Here is a 16,023-nt window from a genome sequence, read left to right on the forward strand (position 1 = left end):
GCTAACTCCGGGCCCGGCAAAGTTTCTGATGGGTTAGCAAGGCAGTGTCCGCTCCCGCTTGTGAGGGTCAGACGTGCGGACAAATCCTCATTTTCACCTTTTCAGGTGGCCATTTCTCCCGCGGCAGCGTTGTCTGTATGAACGAGTAACGAACCCGTAAAAGTCAAAGACGATGAACACTGTCACCAGATATTACAGCCCGGATCAGGAACAGCAAACCGAAGGCGGTTCAGCCGCCGATAATCGCCCCGTAGACCCTCAGCAGACAGATACGCCTTCGAGCGCAGCCAGCGACGCAGCAGAGACGGCAGGGGAGGGCAGTAGCCAGGACGGGACGGCCGAGCCAGATTCAACCATTTTGGGCGTGGGGCCTAACCGTGCGGCTGGCGGCTTATCCGGCGATGGTTCCCGCACCGACGAGTACGACGCTGCCGTGATGGGCATCGGCGATTAGAGCGGCTGGGCGGGCTGGTATTGCCGCCACGCCCGCTCCAGAAAATCGCTCAACTGCTGCACCAGCGACGGCGGGCTGATCACGCTGACCGAATCGCCGAGTCGGGCCAGTTCATACACGAGTTCTTTATTGACGATGATAGACAGCTTTACCCGAAACTCATCGTCGGTATCGGTCAGAACCCCTTCCGGCTGGAAGGGGTAAAAGGGCTGTGCCCGGAAATGAAGCCCCTGCTGCCGGGTAAACGATAAAACGACATCTTCGGGCGGATTGTCGTAAGCGGCCACGCCCAAAGCCTGAAAGAAATACGCGTTGGCATCGAAGGGCGGCACCGTCACGGTATCGTCGGACAGGCGAATGGAGCCGTCGATGATCCGGTCCAGGCCAAATACCCGAACCTGACTAAAGTCGATCGCCGAGACTTCTAATCGTACCTGAGTAGAGTTGAAATAGATTGCCGCATCGCTCGACAATTGCCTCTGGGCTTTATTTGCCGTATCTATTACCTGATGAAAGGAAGGCCAGATCAGGCGGTCTGCTGCTAAGTACCTGAAAGAATCGTCCTCGTCACGCCTTTGTATCGATCCTAAGGTCTGGGTAAACTGATATCATATCGATATTTACAAAATGTATAGGTATTTTTACCTATATTTGCTGCTGTTTTGCAATCGGTAGGTCTAGGTTTTAGAAACAGCTTCAGGTGTTGTTCCCGAGCTGATTGCGTAGGTGAGTTGTCAGTTATACTAAACGTTACGTCCGAACGTAACCTGTTCGTTCATGAGTATTGCTCCTTGTGTCTGGATTGTCGATGATGATGCGGACGATCAATTTCTGTTTGAAGTGGCATTGAAACAGCTAAGTCCTCAGGTTTTGGTGAGGCCGTTGTACGACGGGGAGGAGTTACTGCCTGCGCTTCAAAAAAGCCCCGTTTTACCTACTTTAATCCTGCTGGATTTAAATATGCCCCGTCTGAATGGGTTCGAAACCCTTCAGCAACTGCGATCCCAGACGGCTTTTGCGTCCATACCGGTCGTTGTTCTGACTACATCGACCCAGGACGAAGATAAAGAGATGGCCTTTCAGTTGGGGGCCAATGGTTTCCTGACAAAACCCCCTTCCTTCGAACGGACGCTGGCCTTGTTTAACCAACTGGCAGCGCAGTGGCTGGGCTGATTGCCCGAACAGGCCAGCCACTGCGTAAATCGTTCGCTGTCAACCTTCTGCCCGGCCGATCGAGCGGTCCGCGGTTGGAGAGAAGGCTGACAGCGTTTCAAAACAGGTTAATCGTCGGCCGATTCCTTTAGCTTCTGCTGAGTATTGTCGATGGCCTCTTCGACTGAGTGAGACTTGCGCAAATCGGTAGTTTGTTTCGTGAGTTCGGCCATTGTACAGTAATGTTTATACAGAATGTCCAGCTCCTCCTCCGATAAGTTTTCGCTTGCCACCAGCCGATTGCTGGCCCCTTTGGTGGCAGCAATAAGCTCGTTGAGTTTCAGCTGAACCGAAAGCGATTCTTTATTCTGCGCTTTCTGGATGACAAAAACCATCAGGAACGTAATGATCGTCGTGCCGGTATTGATGACCAGTTGCCAGGTTTCGGAAAAATCGAAGATCGGACCCGTGATAGCCCAGATCAGAACGGAAGCCATGGCCATCAGGAAAGCTGCTGAACTGCCTGTAGCTTTGGCAACCGTTGTAGAAAAGCGTTCGAAGATACCTTTGGTAGTCGGTTCAGATAAAAGGGGTTGGGTCTCCATAAATAAGACGTTTGAGAAATAATCGTCAAAACTCGCGCCAATAATTGATCTAAAGAAGGTTTTTTAGTACATATAATCCTGATTTAATCCGATAGTCTCCTGATCCTTATGCCGCTTACGTTAAACGACTTACGCCAGCAGGCGGTCTCAGCGTCGCTTTTCGAACCTGCTTCGCTCCGGCAAGCCATCGGACGGTTTGGCTTTGTCCAGGCTGACCCGATTCGGGCACCGGCGCGGGCGCAGGACCTTATTCTGCGACACCGGGTGCACGACTATAGCGCCGACGATCTCGAACGGGATTACCCAAGGCTGGACCTGGAAGAAGATTTTCTCTATGCGTATGGGTTCATGCCGCTATCAACCTGGCAATTGTTGCACCCACGATCCAATCGGGCACTCAGCCCGGACGAGCAGCGTGTGCTCGATGTCGTTGCCAGCCACCGGCGAATCCATCCCCGCGAACTAGACGGTTACCTGGGCATTCAACGTGCGCGCAATGGCTGGGGCGGCTACTCGAAAGCAACGACGCTCATATTGCAGTCGCTTCACTATCAGGGGCTGGTGCGGGTCGCTGAACGGCAAAATGGGGTTCGTTTGTATGAACTGACCGACCGATCGATTGAGCCGATGGATCCCGACGAACGCCTGCGCCAGCTTGTCCTGCTGATTGCGGCTATTTTAGGGCCGCTGTCGGAGCAAAGTCTCCGGGCCGTCTTACACCACCTGGCTTATGCCGCTCCCTCCCTGGAGGGCCGACGCTCCGTGATAAGCAGGCTCATCGAGGCCGATGAATTGGTCCAGGCCGTTGTTGATCGGGTGCGGTACGTCTGGCCCGCCCGGCTTCCGGTCGATGACCGGCCCAATGAGACCGTTCGCTTTCTATCTCCTTTCGATCCCCTGGTCTGGGACCGTCGGCGGTTCGCGCATTTCTGGCAGTGGACGTATCGGTTTGAGGCTTACACACCAGCGTCGAAACGACAACTGGGTTACTACGCTATGCCGATGTTATGGCGCGAAGATATCATCGGCTGGGTCAATGTGTCAACGCCGAACGGCCAGTTGCTGGTCGAGCCGGGGTTTAAGAAAGATCCATCAGCCGACCTGGTCTTCGACCGTGAATTTGACGCCGAAGTGGAGCGGCTTCGCCGTTTCCTGAAACGACGACTGGCTACTACCTAAGGTTAACGAAACCCTGTGCAGATAGAATATCCGCCTTCAAACAGTCATTCAGGACTGCGGGGACAATCCAAGGTCAATCGGTCTGGGCTGCGCCGTTGAGGGCGTCGATGCATTGGATAAACATTGAATCCCGCACAAGCTCGTTATCGGTATCGAAAATTCCGCGCTGTGTTGGAGCATTTGCCCGGTGGTCATCGAAACTTTATATGGGAAATCCCGGGTTGGCGGGTTGGGCAAATAAGGGATAAAACGGATGACGCATGAATTCCCTTTACCCGGATTTTACTCAGTACAGCCGGGGCGTAATCTTCCTGCCAACAAAAAAGCACTTACCATTGCTGATAAGTGCTTGATTTTCAGTGGCGGTCCGGACGGGGCTCGAACCCGCGACCCCCTGCGTGACAGGCAGGTATTCTAACCAACTGAACTACCGAACCAATTTCGATGACTGGTCAGCGTTGCCGCCTTCCTTAATCGTGGCACAAAAGTAGACGCTTTGGCTATTCCGCGCAAGGGGCCATCGAAAAAACTTTATGAACGGTTCTGGACTTTCGACCGGATTCCTTGGTAATCAGTGATTTCGTTTCGAAACATTTTTTGCAAATTTTCTAAAAACAGGGAATTACTTACCCGTGGCCTGTTTTATAGCCGCTACTTCGGCCGGATCGACGGGCGTACCGTCATGTTTGAAAACTTCATGAAACCAGATGGCCGGCTCGCGACCGTTTACGTAAGGCTTCTGCCAACTGTCCCAGGGAAGGAATGTCTGGGTCTTCCCCGCTACAAAACCCCAGTTGATCATTCCCACTTTCTCTTTCTTGGCGATGGGTAAGTGCGTCTGGAACTTGCTGTTGACGCCCCGCGCCATGTATTCCGTGCAGATGACTGGCCGACCGAAGGTTTTAAGGGCCGGAATGACCTTTTCCAGATCTTCGGCTTTGGAGTACTGGTGAAACGTGATGATATCGGAATTGTCGAACTGTACTTTTTCCATCGGGGTCCACTTGGTGGAATCCTGCCAGTCTTCGGCGCTGCGATAAACCCATACACCCGACGTCAGGGGCTGCGTGGCACCAGCCGCCCGCGCCCACGCGAACACCTGTGGCAACAGGGCTTGGATAAGCGCACGCTTCTGCTCCTCCGGCAATTCGGTTTTCAAATGATTTTTCCCATAGCTGTTGCCGTTGGTGTTGTCGGGTTCGTTCCATAGATCCCAGGCCAGAATACGCTGATCATTTTTGAACGCGCCGACGACGCCTTTCACGTAGGTCTCCAGGCGTGGGTACTGCGATTTGTCGGCCAGCGCTTTAGCCCCCGGACTTTGTACCCAGCCCGAGTTATGAATGCCGGGTGTTGGGGCGTGTTGCTTGCCGAGTTTCGGGAACGGGTCCCAGCAGGAGTCGAACAACACCAGCATGGGCCGGATTTTATGCTTCGCACAAATCGAAAGAAACTGGTCGAGCCGTTTAGTGAAGCCTGTAGAGTCCTGCCAAAGCAGATCGTGCAGAAAAACGCGCATGGTGTTCATCCCGATCCTTTCGGCCATCCCCAGCTCTTTGTCGATGGTTTTCGGATCGAAACTGTCGGCCTGAAACATCTCCAGCTCATTGATCGCGTTGGCAGGAACGTAGTTGGAGCCAACCAGAAAAGGTTCTTTGGCATACCAGGCATTGGCGCGTTCGGCCGACCAGCGCCCGGTTGCTGCCGTTGTATCGGTGGTGTTGACCGCCAGGGAGTCGATGGCTTTCTGTTCGGTTTTGTTCGCGGATTTACAACCGTTCAGGCCAAGCAAAGCGGCCAGCAGGGCCGGGAAAATAAGTGTTCGCATGGGGGAGTAAGAAAGTAAGAAATGAAAAAAGTACTGGGTTCGGATAAACCAGTCGACGCTGGCAGTCTATTCCTGTGGAACAGGCATCGGCACTTTCGGCATTGGTTTACCAAAATTAGGCGATCCATCGGGGTTCCAGGAAAATGGCTGAATATGCGGAGCGCGTTTGTTGCCGCAACCGTCCGTAGCAGCGGAGTTGGCATGGTAGATCATCCAGTCCTGCCGACCGTCGGTCGAGCGAAAAAAACCACCATGACCGGGTGCCCATACGCCGTTTTCGGGGGCCTGTGTAAAAACCGGTCCCTGGGTTTTTATCCAGTTGTTCGGATCGAGCAGATCTCCTTTGCCGTTGTAAGTCAGCAAACCCAAGCTGTAGTCGAGCCAGCAGGCATTGGCCGAATAAACGATGAACAGCTTATCGTTGTGACGCAGAAATTCGGGGCCTTCGTTGACGTATATTTTGGGTACTTCGCCGTTCTTCTGCCATTCCTGCGGCACGTCGCCGTGCTGTTCCCAGGGTTGGTCGGGCTGCGAGATTTTGACCCGGTTACCGGCGAAGGTCCAGGGGTTTTTGAGCTTCGCCAGGTAGATGTCCTGTCGGCCGTTGGCCCTCCCTTCCCAACCCGACCAGGCCGCGTACAACTGCCCGTTGTAGTCGATAACCGACAGGTCGATGGCCCAATGATCGCCCGCGTCGCCCAGTTTGCCTTTCAGCGTCCATTCGCCCTGCATGGGGTCGAGCGAAGTGTTTTCGATGACCCAGATGCGGTGAGTCAGGTTATTCACGGAATCGGCCGCGAAATAAATGTACCAGCGGTTGTCGAAGGAATGGATTTCGGGTGCCCACAAATCCCGCGAATAAGAACGACCAGCCGGGGGCGTGTAAACGACTTTGCTTTCGGCCGTCCGGAGGTCGGCTATGTTTCGGGTTTTCCACAGAGTCAGGTTGCGACCTGTGGTGTTCATGTAGTAGTACCAGCCGTCTTTCTGCAGCACCCAGGGGTCGGGACCCGAGTCTTTGATGGGGTTGGTAAAGGTTCGTTGAGCCAGCAGGGGCTGTACGGCAAACAACCCTGAAAAGAGTAGTATGCTGAGAATCCGCCTGTTTATGAAAGCAAGGATCATGCTGTAGGAAAGAATTTACTACAAAAGAGCAGGAACCTGCTTTTTACCCCTTCCGGTATTCACTTATCTGCCGGGAGGGGATTCGGTTTGGTCGCGCAGTCGTCGTCGGTGCATTGTCCGTAGAAAACCAGCGAGTGCGATTCGACCCGAAACTGGAGGGCATGGCTGACATTCGTCTGAATGAGGTGCAGACGCGGATCGCAGAATTCCTTGACCCGGTGGCAGACCGTGCAGACCATGTGGGCGTGCTGTTGTCGCCCCAGCGATTTCTCGAAGCGGCTTTTTACGTTGTCTTCATCGCCGAACTGGTGCCGCTGTACCAGGCCACACTCGACCAGCACTTCCAGGGTGTTATACACCGTTGCCCGGCTGACGGGATACGATTTCTGTTGCATGGCCTGGTAGAGGTCTTCGGCATCGAAATGGTCGTCGCGCGAATACACTTCGTCCAGAATCGCAAACCGCTCCGACGACCGGCGAAGGCCTTTTGCCAGGAGCGACTTTTCCAGCCGGACGCGGGCCGTAGCCAGCAACGAGTGAGGATTTTCCATCTGCTTGTTGAAAATATAGAAAGGAACCAGTCAGCAACCGGTTCCTTTTCTTAGTCTACTAACCTAACCTATGAGTGGTGTTGAGAAGCTGATCTACTTCCATCAGCAACAGTGCTTCGTTCATCATCTGCACGATTTCGTCGAGTTCCTCGTCCGAGAACATCAGAAAATAGTTGGGCATGGGCGTCTGCATGAGCCATTCTTTGCCGTGGGAGGTGAAAAACGGCCGCATTGCGGTTCGGTTGGTCATCACGGCCTGGTAGCTGGTAAACTCGGTTTCCGACAGAATGAACAGCGAGTTTTTGTAAGCGACGTTATAAGATTGGCAGCCTGAACAGTAGCCGACGTAACCGGTTTCGCGTTGAGTCAGGGTTTTTAAATGATGCTGATGGTCCATGCGTACGAGGATCGATCTAGTTGGATTGAATTTTCAGCAACTGATATAGATTCAGCCGCCGTAGAGTCCGCAGCATGCCCGAGCGTAAGGCATCGTGGTCGGCTCGAGACAGGCTGAACTGAATGTCGGGATGACCCGTGTTGAGAATCAGATGCAACTGGCCGTCGGGCATGCGCGCACTGTTTTGCTCGAAACTGACCGTATCGAGGGTCCGACACAAGCCAACGAATTCGTCGGGGGTTAAACCCAGCAGCAGATTCCGGAAGGTCATCCCGACGCGCTGGCAGTGTTGGCATTGAGCGATGCAGACATCTTTGGCTTCGAATAGGATAGTGGGCTTGCAGGCGTTCATGGGCTGATGCAGTTGAGTGGTTGAGTGTATTGTGCCTGTGTCCGGCAATGGGTCGATGGCGCGCTCAACGGATGGCCACTACCGGCGCACAGGGCTTAAGAACATTAAACTATACTACATGGCGGACGAGTCAGATCCATTTAGCAAACTAGTCCCTACTTTATTTAGACTAATTTTAAACAAACATAAAAGCCAAACTGCTGCGATGCAAGAATTTAGGGGAGAAGTTTAGGTATTTTTTAGTATAAGGCTAGTAATCAGAACCCTGGCCCTGGGAGGGAGAAGGCAACAGAAGCCTCGCAAACTTGCGAAAAGGATACGTTCAGAACGTTTCGCGACCTTTTCCCGTCGTTGTCGTAACTGGGGCCAGCCCTGGTGTAGGGATGTATTCGTCGGTGGTGGTATTGGGAGCCAGACCAGGCGTCGTTCGTTTGCCTCCAAAAAGCCGGTTGAACGATCGGGTATACAGCAAGCTAAGTCCGCCACCCGTAGCGATGGTACTGGTGGTGCTATACTGACTCAGAATACTCTGCTGGTTTCGGTTGTACACTTTGGCCCGGAGCCGGCCGTCGGAGGTGATGAAATACTCCAGCGTCCACTCCCCAAGCAGACTGGCAGCATTGTACTGGCTCTGACCATAGGTAAACCCACCGTCGCGACTGATGCGAAGCCGGTCATTCAGCAGCCGGTAAGAGAACCGCAACTGCAGGTTATTCAGTAAATTGTCGCTCTGCGTGCCGGCTACGAACCCCCCGAACGAAAGGCCAATGTCCAGATTTTCGTTCAGGTTGGAGGCCAGTCGGCTGATTTGGTTCGAGAGCAATTCACTCACGCTGTTGGCCACCCCACTGTTTACCTGCCCCTGATCGAACAGGCTCGTATTTTCGGATAACAGCTGATTGAAGAGTAACACGCTGCTTACCTGGCGGGTCAGTTCCTGATCGTTGCTCTGAAGCCGGGATTCGAAGGCGGTCACGGCCTGCCGGAAATCAGACGAAGAGGGGTACTCCTTAATGTCCAGATCGTAACTGATAGAAGGGCTGCCCAGCTCGCCATTGAGCTTGATTACCAGATCGACCGGATACCGGCGGCTCTGATCGGCAGTGGTCTTCTGGCCGTTCAGCAGGGGAGACAGCGACGTGTATTGCGTGTAGGCCGCCGTTACATCCAGCAGGGCTCCGTACGGATCACCCGTCCAGGTGATGCGGCTGTTCGGACGAATCTGAAAGCGTTTATTGATGATATTCTGAAACGTGAAGGTGTAATCACCCTTCTGGATTTCGTAGTTGCCCGTCATGGTGAAATCTCCTTTGGTATCGACCTTCATGGCAAGCCGCCCTTGCCCATACGCTTTGATGATATCGCCAGTTTGCCGATCCAGCTGAATTTCGCAGTAAGCATCTGGGGTAATGTCGAAGTTGAAATCCATCTGAATGCGCGACAGGTCGAACTCGCCTTCCGTCTGTGTGCCGGTGCGGCTAGCCGGCTGCGTGGTCGATTTAACCGGACCGTTTCTGCTGAGGTTCACGAACCGAATCTGGTCGTCCTCCGCTACGGAGGTCGCCCCGTCCAGGGGTATGTAAATCCGGGTACCTTTGTTGCTGGCCACGTTGGCCCGGATCGTCAGGTTGTCGGTCGGACCATAGAGTTCGGCTTTCCCGCTCACGACAGCCTGGCCATAGAACGCATCGTTGTCTTTGGCCACCGTATTCATGATCTTGAAATTTTTCAGATCGGCGTCGAACCCGAGGGTGAAGTCCCGGAAGCCTTCGTGATAAACCCCCCCGCGGATCTGGGCGGTGTTGCCCTGAGGGTCGCGCAGGGTCAGCTGCCGGGTAATAATTTCATTTTCGCCGAAGTAAATATTGTCGTCAAACGTAAAGTCAGCTTTCAGGTAATCGAACCGGCCCCGCCCGCCCTTGATGGCGACCTGACCCATCAGAATCGGTGACGACAGCTTACCTCGAACCGAGATGACCCCGCTGGCAATACCCCCAAGGTTCGAGAAAAGACCCGTAGCGAAAGGTTCGGCCAGACCAAGGTCGGCATTGATCAGGCTGGCTTTGAGGGCCAGCGAATTGGTTTTAAGCTGGGGCGTGTACGTCCCGATCAAAGTCAGCACGTCGGCTCCGTTGCGATTGATCCGGGTGTCGACATTCAGCCGCTGAGCCGCCTGATCCCATTCTCCCCGTCCGCGTATATCCCCGATGAGGGCCTTCTGATACGATAGCGCCGTAACCGCCAGGGTACTTTCCAGAATCGGGGTGTCATACAGATTCCGTACGGCCAGCGACCCGTTCAGGGTGCCCCCCAGGCTCGTGTTCAGTAGCGGGTTGAGCGAAGCCAGCAGAAAATTCTGCGCTTCGACGTTCAGGCGCTGAACCGAATCGGCCGAGATTTTACCGGAAGCCTGTACAAACTGATTTTCGTTCAGCAACGACAGATTCCGAATGGTGTATTCATCGCCGACCTTCCGGATCAGACTCTGTGGGTTCAGCACCCAGTCGCCATCCAGGACGCGCACTTTCGATTGCCGGAAGGTCAGGTCGATGGCGTCGCCTTTGAATCGCAGCTCGCCGTTCAGATCAGCCCGGTTCACGAACTGGCCACTGCTGTCGGCCTGTTCAATATCGCTCGTAAAATCAATGTGATCAACGTCCCAGGAAGCCTCCGCCACTAAGTTTCGCGTAGGAAGAAGCTTGCTGAAGAGTTGGCGTTTAGACGAGATCACGGCCGAGGCCAGCACTTCCTGATCATACACAAATTTGGAAGTGGTGATGTCCAGGTCGCTGGGGCCAAATCCAATCGTGCCCAACCGGACCGAATCCGTTTTGACGATGGCTGTCAGAAACGAAGTATTGTCGACCATAAACCGCCCTTCGAGTCGGGTACTAGGAGCCAGGTAGGCCGACATACCCAGAAAATTCACCAGTGGAGCGGTGTTCTTGGTGATGAACTGGTAATCGACGCCGTAGCGTTTAGCGGGCGCTACCTTGCGCCGGGTCAGCCGGTCGGCCTGCGTCCGCTTTTGCTCGTAGTAAGCTTTCATACCGGCCGCATTCCCTCTGAAGTACAACTGGTATTCGGTTATGAGCCGCTTCAGGTCGTCGATCGTACGCTGGGGCTGAAACGTGCCCTGTAAGCGGGTAGTCAGGAAATCGGAGTCGAGATTGAAATATCGCTGAGTACTGACCGAATCCCGTTTGAGCGAGTCGGTGTTCGGCACGGTTTCCTGTTCGACAGACGAAAAGAGCGTGAGTTTATCGACCGAAAGCGTACGGCGGTTCAGGCTAAGGGTGGTGTTGTCGAACGTCGCCGTACCGACGATGTCGTCCAGTTTGCTACCTTCCAGCCGGATATCCAGATCGGTTTTTACCAGCAACGAATCGCTCAGGTAGCCGAGAGACCGCAGGTCTGCGTGCTGAACCGAACCGCGGAAATCATAGCGGTTGCGGGGCGCTTTCAGGTTGAAGACGCCGTCGAGATCAAAGGCCAGATTGGGATCGTGGACGTGGAGTTGCCCTTCGAACAGGGCTTTCTGAAGATTGCCCCGGGCAACCACGTTTTTATACTCATAACCCTGCCAGCCAAAGCGCCCCAACTGTCCGTCGAAGTCGATGCTGGCCAGTTCCAGGTCGGTACCCTGCCCCGAAATCCGTCCTGCCCCATCGATTTTGCCGAACTGATCCGGCTGGTCGATCAACTGGCCCAGGTCCAGGTTTTCGCTGCGCAGGTTGGCCGTATAGATTGTCTGACTGGCGTGGTCGGCAAGTTTAAGCACCAGATCGCCCATTACGTTCCCGATGGCCGTCCGGAACGTACCTTTCGTTTTGAAATCATCGAAGGCACCCACAAACGTAGCGTCGAACGAAGCCGTGCCCAGTTTTTGAATCGTGTGGTTAAACGACGAATCCGGGTAATATTGCCGGATGTCAGCCATGTTGACGACCGACGGCGTAAAGGCAAAATTGACCGTCGTTTTGGCCATATCGGGCAGGCCTTTCCAGGCCAGATTACCCGCCAGCCGGCTGCGTCCGTTGGGCCCGAAGCGCAGATCGGTATTGTGAAGCCTGAAGTCGTTGACCGTGCCGGTAAAGTTGGCCGTCAGGAGCCAGGTTTCATTCAGTTCACGCAGGTAATCGGAGAAAAAGCCCAGGTCTTTCGATTGAACGCGGCTGTTGCGGAAGCGGGCGCGCATGACCACCCGGCTGTTGAAATCCCCGAATGCCGCTGGTTTATCGTACAGAAACGTCAGCTCGTCCCGAATGATGGAGTTGCCGATATGAGCGTATAACTGCCCGAGCTCCATTTTGGTATTGCAGTACAGAAACCGGGTGTCCAGGCGTCGGATTTTAATCCGGGTGTCGCGGTCGATGCCCGACAGGCCCCTGGCCTCGAAGGCAATCGTATCGCCCAGAATCAGAAAATTATGCACTTCAGAATTTAGGTTCCGGAGCGTAAAGTGGTTATAATCGAAGTTTTTGGGGTCGCGCATGAAGGGTTCGCGCGGGTCTTCCAGCGTATAGGCACCGTCGACCAGGTGGATGTGGCTGACCGTAAACGGCACATTCTGATTCGGTACGCTTGGCTTGGTCGGATCAGCGGTCAGTTCTTCGATCCGGGCAATAAAGTCGTCGAGATTCGTGTCGCCGTCGGTCAGGTTTTTGATCATCCGGACATCCGGCTTGTACAGGACAATCTCGTCGAGGTGCAGGTTGTGGGCCGACGAATCGATTAGATTCTTCAGGTTGTAGTTGGCATCGAGCCGCCCCACCGTGATCATGGGCCGCCCCTGACGATCCGTAATCCGGACCCCTTCGAGGGTCAATGAATCGAACCATTTAATGGAAACGCCCTGAATATCAACAGGAAAGCGAAGTTTGTCGGAGAGCCATTCCGCGCCTTTCTGGGCCAGGCGGGTTTGTACGGCCGGTAGTTGCAGGCTCAGCAAAATTCCCAACGCTAAACCCAGTACCGTTAAGACCAGGTAGAGCAGCGTTTTGAGGAATATGGTAAAAAACTGACGCATCCGGGACGGAAAGGCCTAATTTACAAGGAATAATGAAATTTTACCATCGCTTGGACTACTAACTGAGGGAACGGTTTAGTGGGGGCTTCCATTGTTTCTCTACAAAGAAATTGTTCTCTTTTCCTTTTGTTTGGGAAATAGAAGCAGACGGCATGAATTTGTCCTGAAAAAGGAGAGCTTATTCCCGAAAGCCACTTCTTAAGGAACCACACAACCGTCGGATTAATTCGCCGGTAATCCAGGAGATTATCGCATTATCCGGTCGGACAGGCTTGGCTGTTACGCGTGTTCAGCAGCAGCCGAACACGCGCCGAATGCCGCAAATCTACCGAAAAAGGATTGTTTTATCACCGCTGGCGGGCCTGAATCCGACGCCGTCGGTTATCGACCTTACCGGAACGATTCTGAATGGCCTAGGTGATAACCCAAAAATGAGTGCTAATTTTAGTGCGCCGAACAGCCGTCGGCCGACTGACGGCTGTTGACCCGCGACCACCATGATCATCTCCGAACTGTACATCTATCCCATTAAATCGCTCAGCGGCATTTCGGTGCCCGAAGTGCTTGTCGAACCCCGGGGGTTTCGCTACGATCGTCGGTTTATGATCGTGTCTCCAACGGGCGACTTCATGACTCAGCGAACGAACCACCAGATGGCGCTGATCGACGTAGCAATCGGGGAGGACACCCTACGGGTATGGCACCGGAACCGGCCCGACGATGCGCTGGAACTGCCTCTGTCGCCGGCCGCTGGCGACACTGCCGAGACGCTGCCGGTGACCATCTGGGATAGCAAAAACGTACCGGCTCAGCCGGTCAGTTCGGAAGCCGACAACTGGTTTAGCCGCGTGCTCGAAAAGCCCAGTCGGCTGGTGTACATGCCCCCGGCAACCCACCGGCCCGTCGATTCCGCTTACGCACGTGATCCTGCCAACGACGTGGTTAGCTTTGCCGATGGCTACCCGTATCTGCTGATCGGGCAGGCTTCGCTCGACGATCTCAACCAGCGTGCAGCCCAACCCCTGAGCATGCAGCGCTTTCGGCCCAACATTGTTGTCGGCGGGAGTACACCCTATGACGAAGATGCCTGGGCGGAGTTTCGGATGGGTAATCTGGATTTTTACGGGGTGAAGCCCTGCGCCCGCTGCGTGCTGACTACCATCGATCCGAAGACCGCCCTGCCGGGTAAAGAGCCGCTGAAAACGCTGGCTACCTACCGGCAGTGGAAACACAAGATCCTGTTTGGACAGAACGTACTGGCTCAATCCGTCGGTGATGCGCCGATCGGCAGGCTACGCGTTGGAGCCACCATCGAGGTTGTCCGTCGGCAGGAACCCTGGCTGGCGGCACCGGTGCCGATTGCTGTGCACGACTGAATTGAATTACTCAACGTTTTTTCTGGACTACCTGTTTTGCTGACGTATCTGCGGACTATTTATTATCTGGATTTTCTGGTTGTGATCGGCGCTGTGCTGTCGAACCGCATGGCTGCGCGCCTGTCTGATGTCGAACCGATTCACTGGGCAACGCCTTTGGTGCTGGCACTGGTTGTTTTCATCATCTATACCGTCGATCGACTGCTCGATGTGCGCAAGTACGAAGCCGATGCCCGGAGCCAGCCACTCACCGACCGGCATCAGTTTCACCGTCGGCACGCTAACCTGTTATGGCGCGTTGTGGGTGGGGCTGCTGTCGTGGCACTGGTCCTGACGTTCTTTCTGCCGGGTAGTGTGATTAAGTTCGGGATTGCGCTGGGACTCATTTGTGCGGCCTACGTCGGCGCTGTGTTCCGATTACCACCCCGCCATCCGGCTCTGCTCCTGAAAGAACCGCTCGTGGCGGTGTTGTACGCGGCCGGTGTCTGGGGCAGCGTATGGGTACAGCGCCCGACCGTCGATAAGATCGATGTGACCGAATGCCTGATGTTCCTGGGGATTGCCTTTCAGAACCTGCTTCTGTTTGCGGTATTGGAACAGTACGAAACGCCCGATCAGCCGGTGTTTTCACTGGCTACGGAATGGGGTCGGGATCGTTGCGACCTGATTCTTCGCTGGTTAACCTTCGGTATCGTGGCCGTAGGGTTTATCCTCTGTTTCCTGACGAGCGATCGGTTTGCGCAACGATCGGCCCTGATGCTGACCCTGATGAGCCTGACGCTCTACGCTATTCAGCGGTACCCCGCTTATTTTCTGAAGAACGAACGATATCGCTGGCTCGGCGACGGTGTATTCTGGATGCCCGCTCTGGTGTTATAAACGTCGATTTTTCTGAACAGCAAGCCTTTGGAAAGTACTAAACTACCTGAACGATGAAGCAAGCAATAAACCCGGCCGAGATACCGGTGGGTGTAGTGGGCTTAGGCCTGATGGGGTGCAGCATTGCAACCTGCTTTCTGATGGCCGGGCATCCGGTGGTGGCCATTGCGCCCATTCCAACGGATATGCAAACCGCAGAACCACGGATTCGGACCCACCTGACCAACTCGCTCCACGAAGGGCTGGTGACTCAATTGCCTGAGTTTTTTCTGGCCAACGTAACCATCACGGAAGATTATGATCGGCTGAAGGATTGTCAGCTGGTGGTGGAGTGTACGCTGGAAAATATCGATATCAAGAAAGTCGTCTACGCCAAAATCGAAGCGGCCGTTTCCGCCGAAGCGGTCATTACCAGCAACACGTCGGCGATTCCGATCAGCCTGCTGCAGCGCGAAACCCGTTTACCCGCGCGCTTTCTGGGCCTGCACTGGATGGAACCTTCGCACACGACCCGGTTTCTGGAAATTATCTGTGGCGATCTGAGCGAACTGTCGAAGGCAGAATGGGTATACGACCTGTCGCATTACTGGGCTAAGGAGCCGACGCTGGTACGCAAAGACATCCGGGGCTTTATTACGAACCGGCTAATGTATGCCATGTACCGGGAAGCCTTCAATCTGGTCGAAAATGGCTATGCGACCGTCGAGGATGTTGACCGCGCCTGTCGCAACAGCGCGGGGTTCTGGATGATGCTGGCGGGCATTTTTCGCTGGATGGACCTGACCGGCGTGCCGGCTTACCACACGGTCATGACCGATTTATTCCCGACCCTGAGTAACCGCACCGACGTGCCCAAACTGATTGACGATATCGTTAAAGAGGGCGGGAAAGGCGTGCTGAACGCCCACGGATTTTATTCGTACACGTCCGAAGAAGCCGAAGCCTGGCAAAAAACCTACGAAGAGTTCAGCTACGACATTCGCCGACTTGCGCTCAAATATCCGGCGGACGTGGTGAAGAATAAACTAGCCGAATAAGTTATGGTCATTCATGGTCGTTGGTTGTCATTAATAGTCATTTATCGGAAGTGTTACAG

At 54.4% G+C, this 16,023-nt stretch carries 14 protein-coding genes and 1 tRNA gene; 6 read left to right on the forward strand and 9 right to left on the reverse strand.

Annotation, left to right across the window (positions count from 1 at the left end; translation table 11 throughout):
• Nucleotides 1-172: 172 nt before the first annotated feature.
• Nucleotides 173-454, forward strand: coding sequence for a hypothetical protein (locus ACYVC2_RS20290; RefSeq protein WP_461105109.1), 282 nt, complete (start codon nucleotides 173-175; stop codon nucleotides 452-454).
• Here ACYVC2_RS20290 and ACYVC2_RS20295 read toward each other — a convergent pair.
• Nucleotides 451-927, reverse strand: coding sequence for a helix-turn-helix transcriptional regulator (locus ACYVC2_RS20295; RefSeq protein WP_461105111.1), 477 nt, complete (start codon nucleotides 925-927; stop codon nucleotides 451-453). The two genes, ACYVC2_RS20290 and ACYVC2_RS20295, sit on opposite strands and share 4 nt — an antisense overlap.
• Nucleotides 928-1,231: 304 nt before the next feature.
• On the opposite strand from ACYVC2_RS20295, the gene ACYVC2_RS20300 reads away from it, so the two are divergent.
• Nucleotides 1,232-1,627, forward strand: a complete 396-nt coding sequence (locus tag ACYVC2_RS20300) for a response regulator (protein ID WP_461105113.1) — start codon at nucleotides 1,232-1,234, stop codon at nucleotides 1,625-1,627.
• Nucleotides 1,628-1,734: 107 nt separating this feature from the next.
• On the opposite strand, the gene ACYVC2_RS20305 is transcribed toward ACYVC2_RS20300, so the two are convergent.
• On the reverse strand, nucleotides 1,735-2,211 hold the full coding sequence (locus ACYVC2_RS20305; RefSeq protein ID WP_461105115.1) for a low affinity iron permease family protein: 477 nt from the start codon (nucleotides 2,209-2,211) through the stop codon (nucleotides 1,735-1,737).
• Between the two features lie 108 nt (nucleotides 2,212-2,319).
• On the opposite strand from ACYVC2_RS20305, the gene ACYVC2_RS20310 reads away from it, so the two are divergent.
• Entirely contained in the window at nucleotides 2,320-3,390 is a 1,071-nt protein-coding gene (locus tag ACYVC2_RS20310; RefSeq protein ID WP_461105117.1) for a DNA glycosylase AlkZ-like family protein, read from the forward strand.
• A 360-nt stretch (nucleotides 3,391-3,750) separates the two neighbouring features.
• On the opposite strand, the gene ACYVC2_RS20315 is transcribed toward ACYVC2_RS20310, so the two are convergent.
• From ACYVC2_RS20315 to ACYVC2_RS20345, 7 genes are all read right to left on the reverse strand, one after another.
• A tRNA-Asp gene (locus ACYVC2_RS20315) sits at nucleotides 3,751-3,827 on the reverse strand.
• A gap of 185 nt (nucleotides 3,828-4,012) precedes the next feature.
• Nucleotides 4,013-5,218, reverse strand: coding sequence for a cellulase family glycosylhydrolase (locus ACYVC2_RS20320; protein ID WP_461105119.1), 1,206 nt, complete (start codon nucleotides 5,216-5,218; stop codon nucleotides 4,013-4,015).
• 66 nt (nucleotides 5,219-5,284) lie between these two features.
• Complete coding sequence (locus ACYVC2_RS20325) at nucleotides 5,285-6,343, reverse strand: glycoside hydrolase family 43 protein (RefSeq protein ID WP_461105121.1); 1,059 nt, start codon at nucleotides 6,341-6,343, stop codon at nucleotides 5,285-5,287.
• Nucleotides 6,344-6,402: 59 nt separating this feature from the next.
• Nucleotides 6,403-6,894, reverse strand: coding sequence for a Fur family transcriptional regulator (locus ACYVC2_RS20330; protein WP_461105123.1), 492 nt, complete (start codon nucleotides 6,892-6,894; stop codon nucleotides 6,403-6,405).
• Between the two features lie 58 nt (nucleotides 6,895-6,952).
• Complete coding sequence (locus ACYVC2_RS20335) at nucleotides 6,953-7,291, reverse strand: DUF6686 family protein (RefSeq protein WP_461105125.1); 339 nt, start codon at nucleotides 7,289-7,291, stop codon at nucleotides 6,953-6,955.
• 16 nt (nucleotides 7,292-7,307) lie between these two features.
• Nucleotides 7,308-7,643: a hypothetical protein gene (locus ACYVC2_RS20340; RefSeq protein WP_461105127.1), complete on the reverse strand. Its 336-nt coding sequence runs from the start codon at nucleotides 7,641-7,643 to the stop codon at nucleotides 7,308-7,310.
• Between the two features lie 322 nt (nucleotides 7,644-7,965).
• Nucleotides 7,966-12,672: a translocation/assembly module TamB domain-containing protein gene (locus ACYVC2_RS20345; protein ID WP_461105129.1), complete on the reverse strand. Its 4,707-nt coding sequence runs from the start codon at nucleotides 12,670-12,672 to the stop codon at nucleotides 7,966-7,968.
• A gap of 497 nt (nucleotides 12,673-13,169) precedes the next feature.
• On the opposite strand from ACYVC2_RS20345, the gene ACYVC2_RS20350 reads away from it, so the two are divergent.
• The 3 genes from ACYVC2_RS20350 to ACYVC2_RS20360 are packed head-to-tail and all read left to right on the forward strand — an operon-like array spanning nucleotide 13,170 to nucleotide 15,964.
• Nucleotides 13,170-14,048 carry an MOSC domain-containing protein gene (locus tag ACYVC2_RS20350; protein WP_461105131.1) on the forward strand — a complete coding sequence of 293 codons (879 nt, stop codon included), beginning with the start codon at nucleotides 13,170-13,172 and terminating at the stop codon, nucleotides 14,046-14,048.
• A 36-nt stretch (nucleotides 14,049-14,084) separates the two neighbouring features.
• Complete coding sequence (locus ACYVC2_RS20355) at nucleotides 14,085-14,927, forward strand: UbiA prenyltransferase family protein (RefSeq protein ID WP_461105133.1); 843 nt, start codon at nucleotides 14,085-14,087, stop codon at nucleotides 14,925-14,927.
• 53 nt (nucleotides 14,928-14,980) lie between these two features.
• On the forward strand, nucleotides 14,981-15,964 hold the full coding sequence (locus tag ACYVC2_RS20360) for a 3-hydroxyacyl-CoA dehydrogenase family protein (protein ID WP_461105135.1): 984 nt from the start codon (nucleotides 14,981-14,983) through the stop codon (nucleotides 15,962-15,964).
• Nucleotides 15,965-16,023 lie beyond the last annotated feature (59 nt).

It is taken from the genome of Spirosoma koreense (assembly GCF_054777875.1).

Coding starts and splice junctions, on each gene's coding strand:
- ACYVC2_RS20290 (WP_461105109.1), top strand. CDS start 173: ATGAACACTGTCACCAGATATTACAGCCCGGATCAGGAACAGCAAACC.
- ACYVC2_RS20300 (WP_461105113.1), top strand. CDS start 1,232: ATGAGTATTGCTCCTTGTGTCTGGATTGTCGATGATGATGCGGACGAT.
- ACYVC2_RS20305 (WP_461105115.1), bottom strand. CDS start 2,211: ATGGAGACCCAACCCCTTTTATCTGAACCGACTACCAAAGGTATCTTC.
- ACYVC2_RS20310 (WP_461105117.1), top strand. CDS start 2,320: ATGCCGCTTACGTTAAACGACTTACGCCAGCAGGCGGTCTCAGCGTCG.
- ACYVC2_RS20320 (WP_461105119.1), bottom strand. CDS start 5,218: ATGCGAACACTTATTTTCCCGGCCCTGCTGGCCGCTTTGCTTGGCCTG.
- ACYVC2_RS20325 (WP_461105121.1), bottom strand. CDS start 6,343: ATGATCCTTGCTTTCATAAACAGGCGGATTCTCAGCATACTACTCTTT.
- ACYVC2_RS20330 (WP_461105123.1), bottom strand. CDS start 6,894: ATGGAAAATCCTCACTCGTTGCTGGCTACGGCCCGCGTCCGGCTGGAA.
- ACYVC2_RS20335 (WP_461105125.1), bottom strand. CDS start 7,291: ATGGACCATCAGCATCATTTAAAAACCCTGACTCAACGCGAAACCGGT.
- ACYVC2_RS20340 (WP_461105127.1), bottom strand. CDS start 7,643: ATGAACGCCTGCAAGCCCACTATCCTATTCGAAGCCAAAGATGTCTGC.
- ACYVC2_RS20345 (WP_461105129.1), bottom strand. CDS start 12,672: ATGCGTCAGTTTTTTACCATATTCCTCAAAACGCTGCTCTACCTGGTC.
- ACYVC2_RS20350 (WP_461105131.1), top strand. CDS start 13,170: ATGATCATCTCCGAACTGTACATCTATCCCATTAAATCGCTCAGCGGC.
- ACYVC2_RS20360 (WP_461105135.1), top strand. CDS start 14,981: ATGAAGCAAGCAATAAACCCGGCCGAGATACCGGTGGGTGTAGTGGGC.